Here is an 11,118-nt window from a genome sequence, read left to right on the forward strand (position 1 = left end):
TTATTGAACGAACTAAAGGAGGTCTTCTCTTCGTGAATGTGTTATATCAGCGTTCTCCAAGAATGACACCGGTTCTCAAGGAAGAGAGACTCGAAATACTCAGGCCTCCAACAGAACCGAGCAAACCCACGTTTTCCATGATATCCATTATTGTGCCGATCATGATGACTATGGTCAGCATTGGTTTCTACGTATATATCAATATGACCGGCAAAATGAATAACAGCAATTATATGATGTTTCAGATGATGACGGTCATGATGATGCTTACTTCTTACACCATTCCATTCTTCGTGTATCTGAGCAACAAGAAATCATATCGCAAAAAATTGGAAGAACGAAAAATAATGTATCTTGCCCAACTGGACAAACACCGGGAAGAACTGAAAGAAGCTCAGGCGGAGCAAGTGAAGAGCCTATACGAAATTCATGGTGATCCGGGTGTGTGTCTTCAAGTGGTGAAGAACCGGAACAGTTCCTTGTGGGAGCGTTCACCAGAGGATGATGATTTCCTTCAGGTGCGCATTGGCACGGGAGAGATTCCATTCCGCATCAAACTTCAGGTTCCGCGGATTGATGGTTACGAGAAGGATGAGCTGATTGAAGCGGCCCATGAACTTGCGGCTGAATTCCAGACGGTACCAGATGCTTCCATTACATTGCCTTTGTTCCAATCGAAGGTTATGGGACTTGTCGGTGATCGGGAGGAAGTGCTTGCTTCCCTGCGAGTCATCATCTCACAACTGACGGTACGCCATTCCCCGGATGAACTGAAGCTTGCTGCTTTCTATGAAGAAAAGGACAGCAAGGAATGGGACTGGCTTCGCTGGATGCCCCATATCTGGGATGAAGACCAAGGACAACGCTATATGGCCGACAGGCACAGCGGTGCGCATCAATTGGCGGACAGCTTGTTTTCCGTGTTGAATCGGCGTCGTAACAATAAGGAAGACCGCTACAAGAAAAGCGTACAAACTCCATGTTACGTTGTGATTCTCTCCGATACGCAATTGATTGAAGAAGAACCGTTACTTCCGCTGCTGCTGGAGTCGGCTCATGACATTGATGTATGCACCATCATACTGGCTAATCGCAAGGAGTCTCTACCGATGCATTGTCAGTTGATTATGGATGCCTCGAAAGGCAAAGGGGTGTATATCAAAAAAACGGAAGATGCGGATGTTATTCAACAAACGTACAAGCCTGATGTGATCTCGAAGGAGATGGCAGAGGCGCTTTCCCGTTATATGTCACCGATCCGGTTAAAGCGTTCATCTGCTTCAGATATCCCGCAAGTGCTTCCGTTATTCGATATGCTGAGTACATCACGCGTGGAAGATCTGGATGTGGTGTCCAGGTGGGGACAGACGAGATATCCTGATACGCTGCCTGTACCAATGGGTGTACGAGCTGGCGGCAAAAAAATTGCGATAAACCTGCATGACAAAATTGAACGTCAGGGTCATGGTCCCCATGGTCTAATTGCAGGTACAACTGGTTCAGGTAAAAGTGAAGTCATCCAGTCCATCGTAGCTTCACTCGCTGCTGAATTCCATCCACATGATCTGGCCTTCATGCTGATTGACTATAAAGGTGGCGGTATGTCCAATACATTTGTTGATCTGCCTCATGTGGTAGGGACAATCACCAATCTGGATGGGAATCTGATCGAGCGGGCGAATATTTCACTTCGAGCCGAATTGGTCAGAAGGCAAAAAATATTAAATGATGCGGGAAACCTCCAGCATATTGATGAATATTACAAGATTCTGCGTTCCAGACATGAACAGCCACTGCCACATCTGGTTATTATCATTGACGAGTTTGCGCAATTGAAGCGGGACCAACCGGAGTTCATGGATGAATTGATCAGTATCGCGGCCATTGGCCGGACACTTGGGGTTCATCTAATTCTGGCAACCCAAAAGCCAGCTGGTGTTGTGGACGATAAAATATGGAGTAATTCGCGCTTCCGGATCTGCCTTCGTGTACAGAGTGAGGGAGATAGCAGGGATATGATCAAAATTCCAAATGCTGCCTGGATTACAAAGCCTGGTCGTGGATATTTCCAGGTTGGTAGTGATGAAGTGTTTGAAGAAATGCAATTCGCCTGGAGTGGTGCACCTTATAACCAGCAGGAGGATTCAACAACAGTTTTGCCTGTTATGGAAGTGCGCCTGAACGGTAAGCGGGAGCCTCTGTTAACTGGAGAGCGCAGAGCCGTCCTCAAAGGTGAAGATGTTCCGAAACAGCTTCAGGTATTTATTGATTATGTTGCGCAGTCTGCAGCGGATGCCGGTATCCGTCGTTTGCCAGGACCATGGTTGCCACCTTTACCAGAGACACTGGAATGGGAAGGTCTTCAGGACTGGCAGGAAGAAGAGAATCGGGATCTGCTGCTTGATGGCGGGGCGAATGGTCTGAAACCACTGGTTGGTTTGCTGGATGATCTCCCGAATCAGCGCCAACAACCGCTCGCATTGCCTGTGGATCAAGGACATCTGGTCGTGTACGGCATGCCAGGACTGGGCAAAACAACATTTGTTCAGACCTTGCTTATGTCTCTAGCCCGTTCCCACAGAACTGAGCCTTGGCATGGTTACATTATCGACATGGGCCGTATGATGAAGGATTTTGCAGCACTACCTCAAATCGGTGGCGTGATGATGGCTGAAGAGGAAGACCGGATCAAGCGGTTATTCCGTTATATTCTCAAGCTGTCAGCACAACGTAAAGATATCATCTCGGAGGCGGGGGTTAAAACGATTTCGGCGTACCGCCGGACAGCTCACGCGGCTGTCCCGCAGGTTGTGGTCGTTATCGATGGTTATCTTTCATTCCGCAATGCCTATCCGGAAGAAAATGAACTTCTGGAGACGATCCTGCGTGAAGGCGGAAGTCTGGGTATCACCTTTGTGCTCACCGCCAATCGGGTAACAGATGTATTTGAAAAATTCAGAAGCAATATTCCCAATGCGGTTTCATTTGAGTTATCCGATCCAAGCGATTATTATTATGCCGTGGGAAGACCTTCCAAGGCGCCAAGCCAACTTCCGCCAGGAAGAGGTCTGGTCAAAGGGCAAGTGCCTCCGTTAATGTTCCAGGCGGCATTACCTTCTTCAGGGGCAGATGAGGGCAAGCGTTCATCGGCACTGCGCCGTACGATTGCTGAGATTCGCCAAGGCTGGACAGGGGAAGAAGCGCCGCAGATTGCTCCACTTCCGGAAGAGATCAAACTCAAGGATCTGCTCATTCGGACAGGATCATATGGTCAGGCTTGGGATACATCGTCTGTAACTGTCCCTGTGGGACTGCTTACGGATGATCTGGAACCATTCGAGCTTAATCTGCGTGAAGGTCCGCATTTCATGGTAACGAGTCCGATGGAAGGCGGCAAAACGACATTTTTATTGACATGGATGTTATCACTGGCTTATCATGCTTCTCCGGAAGCTGTGCAAATATACACAGTAGATATGCGTTATGGATCAGGTGGGCTGGGGGAAATCAGCAGTTTGCCCCATGTCCGTGGACATGTATCGCGAGAAGAACAGCTTGCACCTGTCATTCAACAGTTGTACGATGAAGTTCTGAAAAGAGGCGAGATTTCCGGTGGACCGGAACTTGTGCTCGTCATCGACGATGCGGACACCTTGTCCAAGCAGCTAAACGATTTTAATGTAAAAGATCAATTGGGAGCGATTGTTCGTCAAGGAAGGGATCGCGGTGTACACGTGATTCTATCCGGAGTTCCGGCAGACTTCCCAACCTTTGGTTCTGACTGGGTAACGGATGTAAAGGCCTCCCAGAGTGGAATGCTGTTCGGGACTTTAGACCCTAACGATCTCTCGTTCTTCCGTATACCTTATTCCGAATCCGGAGGTAGTTCAGGTGGGCTGAAGGTACTGCCTCCGGGTCAAGGTTATTATGTAAAACGTAAATATTCCAGGGTTAAAGGTGCAGTTCCATGTGATGACAGCTGGAAAATGACCGATTGGATTTCTGAAATTCGTGACCGATGGCATGTTGTAGTTTGAGGGGAGGTGGCTCATAATGTTGACGGTTCATGATTCTAAGCAAAAGGTAGTCACGTTGCAAACAAAGGAACTTTTTTTCCTGGCTGGTATTCTCGGTTCAGACCGACTGCTTGGTGTGGAAGATCCGTTTCGCGGCTATATGGCGGAAGATATCGCGATGGAGTGGGAGCGTGTCAAAACCTCCCTGCTTGACAAAGGATATCTGATTCGGGATCAGGATACCGATGAGCTGATCATGACACCGACCGTTTTCTCCAGGGTAGCCATTGCCGGATTGTCCGACAGAGCTTGTTGGATTCGCTACACGATCAACGGCAAGTCGTATGAGAGTTATATACATTGCACGGATGAGCGGGTCGTTGAGGTTTCCCGTGTTGACGACGTACCGGACTCGTTCCGGCTCAGCGATCTGGGAAGTGTTCGTGAAGCCATTGATGTTCTGATAGAGCGGATGAAATGGAGCGGCCATTCTCCTGCGGAGAAACCGGCCCTAATGTGCTCCAAGAAAAAATTTTATGATGTCATGAATGAGCTCGAAAACAGCGGAGTACAGACCGTGGCAGCGGAACTCGAACAGGAGACAAGTGATCCTGAGGGCTCACTTGCACTGGCACGCTGTCTGGTGGGTAAGGAGTCAGACGGGGAGCTCAGGTTGCTTGTATGGAATGAAGACGGGTGGAAGTCGCAGTCGGCAGCATTTGCTGCAAGTGCGGTATCCAACTGGTTGTTCCGGATGAGCACTGCGGCTTCAGATGATTGGCTTGTTGCAGCACTAACGACTAGAGAACAGTTTCACGAGATGCTGCTGGACTGGCTTAAACAGCCTGCAGGGGAAGAGGAAAGGTGATGGTAAATGCGCATTCGTGTGGAACCGGATGTGCTTCGGGCACTGAGCAAGCAGATTCAGTATGCAGCGGAGCAAATACAGCAAAAGATGACAGTGTTGGATCAGGCGATTCATTCGCTGGAGTGGGAGGTTGAATCCCGCTCAGCGGTGATGAATGAATGGAATCACAGTAAACGACTGGGCGAGGATGCGCTGCGTCGATTAATGGACTTAAGCGTACAGCTGGGACGCAAAGCGTTGTTATTCCAGCAGGCAGACATGGAGTACCGTTCCGTGCTGAGTCATGTGAACACAGCCTATGGTAATGCGGTCAATATGCTGAATGTTCTTCAGAACAATCGTGCAGGAGAAATCATGCCTGCACATTCTGCAACTGTAGCTGTAGTATCCGATCCCCTTTCCGCAATGGCGGCCGTATATCGTGTACAGGATGCCGCTCCGCCTGATGGCTCCCCGGCTACACTGGTGCAGGCTATGCAGCCTGAGCCTGTAGCATGGAGATTCACAGATCCTTCCTTTCGGGGAAGAAGAGGGACCGAGCCTGTGGTTTCCTGAACAGGGTGAATGAAAGTAACAGCAGAAAGTGAATCTTTTTTTGTAAATAGGCTGTTAGGAGAAGTTTCAAGCACTGAAAATGGGGTAAATAGGATTAGGTCCTTCGGCTTTTGTCCGATCGATCCTGGTATAGTACAATTTGAACAAGTAAAAATTTAATTGCACAAACCAAGGAGGAATTTACAAATGGCAGGACGTATTTTAGTTACCCCAGAGCAGCTTGATCAGGTTTCCAACCAATTTAAACAAAGCGGTGAGCAAAGTCAGCAAATCGTATCTACATTGACTCAATCCATCACAAGCATGGAAGGACAATGGGAAGGTATGACAAAGCAACGCTTCTTCCAAGAGTTCCAAGAAGCTAGCAAACAAATGCAATCATTCGTTCAAACGCTGAACAGCATCAGCGCTGAACTTACAGCTATTGCTAACAAATTCCGTACAGCTGACCAAGCTCGTTAATCTGCTTTACATAGATCAGGCCGATGTGAAGTCTGAATTCGTCCTGAATTATAGGTGGATAGCAAGCTGAAGATGTACAACTACAGCAAAAACCGGGCGTTGTCACAACACCCGGTTTTTGCTGCAACTATGACACTAGGATAGAGAGAGGGATAAGCATGTCTTTTCAACCAAATCCCGGGGATGAAGTGGTGATTAACGACATTGCCTATACGATTGGGCAACATCCGGCAGCGCCGGGTCTGGCTTATGCCCAAGCCGGAAGGCAGGGGATTGTTTATCAGTTGTTACCCCGAAATGGTTCCATTCATGGGGCTAAAGCACTAAAAGTCTTTTTTCCTAAATTCCGTATTCCGGCTATGGTGTATCAGTCTGAGCATATGGAGTCTTATAGTGAACTGCCAGGTTTGCAGGTATGCAAGCGTGATGTGCTCACTCCGGAAAGAAACGGAGCGCTCATTGGAAAACATCCCGATCTGTTATATGCGGTGTTGATGCCATGGGTGCAAGGTCAGACCTGGTTCGATGTGATCAGTGATCAGAGACAGTTGACGGCTGAGGAGAGCCTGAAGCTGGCTAGAGCGCTTGCTGGAACAGGTTCGGCTATGGAACAACGTGGACTGGCTCATTGCGATATGTCCGCTCCCAATGTAATGATTCCGTTTTTTTCCGAAGTGGAGAACCTGGGGAAGATGTCTGCGGTAGAACTTGTGGATGTCGAGCAGATGTACGGTTCCAAGATGGATCGTCCGGATGCCCTGCTTGCGGGGTCACCCGGTTATGCAGCCCATCGAACAGTGCACAGCGGTTTGTGGAGTTCATATGCTGACCGATTTGCCGGAGCTGTTATCATTGCTGAAATGTTAAGCTGGTCGGACCCTGTGATTGTAGAGAAGGCCTGGGGCGAAAGCTATTTTGATCAGCATGAAATGCAAACGGTAAGTGAACGGTATTATGCGATGCGGGAGTCCCTTGGGAAGCGTTGGGGTTCCAAACTGTCCGATCTGTTTATTCGAGCTTGGGAAAGTCACGATCTGAGCAGTTGTCCGACGTTTGGTGAGTGGTATGTTGCATTGGCTGCGGTAGACGTGGATCAGGCCAATGCGGCGGCTGCGACATCGGAAGAAAAAGCTGCCAATCCGTCCGAAGCTGATGTGAATCTGAAAAAGAGCTCAGAACCAGTAAGTGAACCGGTGAATACACAAGACGGGAACCGTCCCCAAACGCCTCACTCTCCCGATCAGGAAGCGGTTGTGAACCGTCTGTTCCTGCAAGCAAGAGCCCTTGAGGATGAAGATAAACCGGCTGCAGCACTGGAAGTGTACCGTTCGCTTTATCATTTTATTCCTCATAACAGCGCGATGCAGATGGAAGTCGAGGCTGCAATCAAGGAACTGGATGCAAAGCTTAATCCAAAAGAAGACACAGACAAGCCCGTACCTGTGCCATTCTACAGATCCAAAAAGTTCATGATTTCCTCCGCTGTGCTTATTGTATTGCTGGCAGGTGGCGTGCCAACGGTCAAAATACTCGCCGATCAGGCAGAGGTGAAACAGAAAGAACAGCAGGAAGCCACACGACTGGCAGATATCAAAGCTGCGGAAGAGGCTGAAGCAGCAAAGGCAGCTGCGCTCAAACAGCAGGAAGAGCAAGAGAAGCAAAAGGCCGCAGATGCTGCGAAACTGGACGCAGAGGAAAAGAAAAAGCTTGCTGAAGCCAAGCAGAAGGCAGCTGAAGCAAAGAAAAAAGAAGAAGAACGTAAGGCGTTACAGGCCAAGTACGACAAACAGGCGAAATATGAGGCCTTTCTGGTGAAGCAGGAACAGCAGAAGAAAGAAGCTGCTAAGAGAGCGCAGCAGGAGAAGTATGATAAACAGGCAAAATATGAAGCTTATCAGGTCTGGAAAAAAGAGAATGATGCGAAGCTTGCAAAACAGGAAGCGGAGCGTAAAGCGGCAGCTGAAGTTAAACGTCAACAGGAGATTGCTCAGAAAGCAGCTCTGAAGAAAAAACGTGCCCAGAATGTGGTCACGCTGATTGCTCATTACAATAAGACGTATAACGCGCAAAAAGGCAGAAAAATTGAAAATGCGGAATCGTATGCCCGTGATTTCAAAAATCTCTACAATACCGATGCTTCCTATTTCAAAGGTGTCGGCAAAGTGGCCGCTCGAATGAGCGCCATTAACAAATTCCTGAGCAACAATAGCTACACGTTGCCTAACTTATAAATAACACGTGAATGATGGAGGTGACTCACCCTAGATGAACTACACGATTCAAGCATCACAGCGTACACCTGCACTTATTATATATTTAATTGATATTAGCGCCTCCATGAATATGGTTCTGGAAAATCGTCGACGGATTGACGTCGTCTATGATGCCTTATCTCTCGCGATCCGCCAAATGGTGTTTCGGTCTACCAAGGGAAATCGTCTGACACCTCGCTATCGTATAGCCATATTGGCTTACAGCGATGATGTATATGACTTGTTGAACGGAATCAAAGGGATTGACGAAATCGCTGCAGTTGGTTCTTTGCCTGACCTGACTCCGAGACGATTTTCAGATTCTGCGAAGGCTTTCCTGCAGGCGGAAAAGATTCTACAGGCCGAAATTCCGAATATGCAGGATTGTCCTGCGCCACTTGTATGCCACATGACGGATGGGGTAGCCACAGGTGAAGATCCCGAGCCTATCGCGAAAAGAATCATGGGTATGAGTGTACCTGACGGGAATGTGCTGGTGGAGAATATTTTTATATCGGATCATCTGCTGGAAGGCCCAATTGCTGAACCTAGAAGATGGAAGGGAATCTCTTCGGAAACGAATCTACAGGATGAGCATGGAGAGAAGCTACGGAACATGTCATCCGTCCTACCCGAAAGTTATCGGGAAATGCTTGTTGAAGCTGATTATTTGCTTGCACCCGGTGCACTCATGATGCTGCCAGGTACATGTGCAGAATTGGTATCAATCGGGTTCCAGATGTCCGCTGCTACGCCTGTGAGATAGGAGGGGAATCATGAGAGCGATGCGTTTGGCAACATTGTCTGCTGGAGATAAGGGGGGCCATGCCGAGCAACGGCATGGCAACTTTCGCTATGTGAGTGTACAGACCGGGGAACAGCCGCTAACTCGCTATCAGGGCACGATTAAGTGCAGATATGGTTATGGCAGAGCGGCTGAGACGGTACATCAGGGAGATACAGGACAGGACTTTGCTGCGGTACGTATGAAAGGAAATGTCTGCAATTTTGTATTGTGTGATGGGGTAGGCATGAGTTATCTGGGTGATTTTGCAGCGCGTTTTCTGGGGAATGCCTTACTGGATTGGCTGGAAACGACGCAGCATCCGACGGAGGATGCCGTGGAGCGTCTTCTTCATGACCTCACCCTTCCGGCATCCGAGCAACTGGAGAAATTACAGCCACTGGAAAGTTCCCCTTTGTTGCTGCGTGAAGTGTTGATGGAAAAGCGAAGTCGGGGCAGTCAAGCCATGTATGTATGTGGACGGATTGAGCTTACGGGAGGCGGTCGCAAAAGTCGGGTGTGGCTTGCGTGGCAAGGAGATTCGCGTATTCGTCTGTGGCGTAATGGTCAGGAACAGTCTGAATTATTTCAGACTCACTGCAAGACAAATGAGCGTTGGTCTACACTTGAAGGACCTGTTGGTGGTAAGCCGCACATCTGCGAGATGAAAGGGTCCGCAGGAGATTCACTGCGTCTACAGTTATATACGGATGGACTGAACGACCTGGATGCCATTCAAGCCTATATCCCGGATGAACACATTCAGGTACTGCTGGATGCTACACATACGGGCGGACTTGAAGATGATGCCGCTTTCATTGAGCTGGAATGGTGAGTGCCAGTTACAAAGTTGTGGACCGATCCTGATGTTGCTGTGACAGCGGCGAAGATCAACTGTGAAAAAACTTGTTGGTGTTGATTTAAAAGACACTCTTTTTGGGTAATCTTGTGAAGAATTGATTTTAAGTGCGTGTTCAAAAAGGTCGGTTTTCAGTACCAAGAAGATGGGATAAAGCTAGAAATGGAGTAGTGGAGCCTAGATAGAGCTACGTGAGCAACCGCAATGTTTCCGAAGGAAACAACCTTCGTGAGCCCACACTTATTTCGGCTGAATTCCATATTCGATGCTGATGGTGCCGTTAGGCACCTTTCGTAATCAAAAGCGGACTTTTTGAACAACCTCTTTAATGATGAGCTTAAACGTACATTCTTACATAATTGCTAAAATGAAGGAGTGGGATGGATAATGACACAACATAACGGAAAGTCGCGGTTCCAAGGCAAGGTCGCGATTATTACCGGAGCAGGCTCCGGTATCGGGAAAGCCACTGCGGTCAAGCTGGCTAAAGAGGGTGCACATGTTGCATTGTTTGATCTGGTGAATGATCGGATCTCGGAAACAGAAGCAGAGATTAATGCGCTGCACCCTGGTGCGGCAAGAGCATTTGATGTAGATATTTCCGACCCGGCACGTGTGGAAAAGGCTGTACTGGAAACCGTTGAGTTATTCGGCGGTTTGGATATTGTTTTTGCCAATGCGGGCATTAACGGTGTATCGGCACCCATTGAGGAAATTCAGGTTGAAGATTGGCAACAGATTATTACAACCAACTTGAATGGTACATTTTTCACGATTAAATATGCATTGCCTCACGTGAAAAAACGGGGTGGTGGCAGTATTATCATTACGAGTTCCATCAACGGCAATCAACGCTTCTCAAGCTTTGGCATGTCGGCGTACAGCACGTCGAAGGCAGGACAGGTTGCTTTTGCCAAGATGGCTGCGCTTGAACTGGCGAAGTTCAAGATACGTGTGAACGTGATCTGTCCAGGAGCGATTGCGACAAATATCGATCAAAGTACGGTCAAAACGGATGATCTACAACAGATCATTATTCCGATGGAGTTCCCGGAAGGACAGCAACCGCTTGCGGACGGGCCGGGTCAGCCGGAACATGTTGCCGATCTGGTAAGCTTCCTTGCATCGTCCGAATCCAGACATATTACCGGAGCAGAGATCGTGATTGATGGTGCAGAATCATTGCTCAGCTAAGTGAGCATTCTGGATAAATTTCATTTTTGCTAAGGCGTGTCTTAGGGTATGTCTGCGATAGTCGTTCCTCTGGAACGGCTTTTTTTGTTATAATGCTAACATTCGAATAGAGATATTGAAGAGCAGTA

8 protein-coding genes are annotated in these 11,118 nt (G+C 48.3%); all 8 read left to right on the forward strand.

What is annotated here, in order from left to right:
* Nucleotides 1–32: 32 nt before the first annotated feature.
* The 8 genes from essC (at nucleotide 33) to CXK86_RS03495 (ending at nucleotide 10,990) form a co-directional block, all read left to right on the forward strand.
* Nucleotides 33–4,037 carry a type VII secretion protein EssC gene (gene essC, locus CXK86_RS03460; protein ID WP_101313444.1) on the forward strand — a complete coding sequence of 1,335 codons (4,005 nt, stop codon included), beginning with the start codon at nucleotides 33–35 and terminating at the stop codon, nucleotides 4,035–4,037.
* A gap of 16 nt (nucleotides 4,038–4,053) precedes the next feature.
* On the forward strand, nucleotides 4,054–4,884 hold the full coding sequence (locus CXK86_RS03465; RefSeq protein ID WP_047842537.1) for a hypothetical protein: 831 nt from the start codon (nucleotides 4,054–4,056) through the stop codon (nucleotides 4,882–4,884).
* A gap of 6 nt (nucleotides 4,885–4,890) precedes the next feature.
* Nucleotides 4,891–5,439: a WXG100 family type VII secretion target gene (locus tag CXK86_RS03470; RefSeq protein WP_076249775.1), complete on the forward strand. Its 549-nt coding sequence runs from the start codon at nucleotides 4,891–4,893 to the stop codon at nucleotides 5,437–5,439.
* Nucleotides 5,440–5,625: 186 nt separating this feature from the next.
* A complete protein-coding gene (locus CXK86_RS03475; RefSeq protein ID WP_017689071.1) occupies nucleotides 5,626–5,901 on the forward strand; it encodes a WXG100 family type VII secretion target in 276 nt (91 codons plus the stop codon).
* Nucleotides 5,902–6,059: 158 nt separating this feature from the next.
* The gene (locus CXK86_RS03480) at nucleotides 6,060–8,132 is read left to right on the forward strand and encodes a protein kinase family protein (protein ID WP_076249774.1); all 2,073 of its coding nucleotides are present in this window, start codon (nucleotides 6,060–6,062) and stop codon (nucleotides 8,130–8,132) included.
* Between the two features lie 34 nt (nucleotides 8,133–8,166).
* Nucleotides 8,167–8,919, forward strand: a complete 753-nt coding sequence (locus CXK86_RS03485) for a vWA domain-containing protein (RefSeq protein ID WP_017689069.1) — start codon at nucleotides 8,167–8,169, stop codon at nucleotides 8,917–8,919.
* Between the two features lie 10 nt (nucleotides 8,920–8,929).
* The gene (locus tag CXK86_RS03490) at nucleotides 8,930–9,772 is read left to right on the forward strand and encodes a protein phosphatase 2C domain-containing protein (protein ID WP_076249773.1); all 843 of its coding nucleotides are present in this window, start codon (nucleotides 8,930–8,932) and stop codon (nucleotides 9,770–9,772) included.
* A gap of 411 nt (nucleotides 9,773–10,183) precedes the next feature.
* Nucleotides 10,184–10,990, forward strand: coding sequence for an SDR family oxidoreductase (locus CXK86_RS03495; RefSeq protein ID WP_017689067.1), 807 nt, complete (start codon nucleotides 10,184–10,186; stop codon nucleotides 10,988–10,990).
* Nucleotides 10,991–11,118 lie beyond the last annotated feature (128 nt).

The organism is Paenibacillus sp. BGI2013 (assembly GCF_002843485.1).
GTDB lineage: Bacteria > Bacillota > Bacilli > Paenibacillales > Paenibacillaceae > Paenibacillus > Paenibacillus amylolyticus.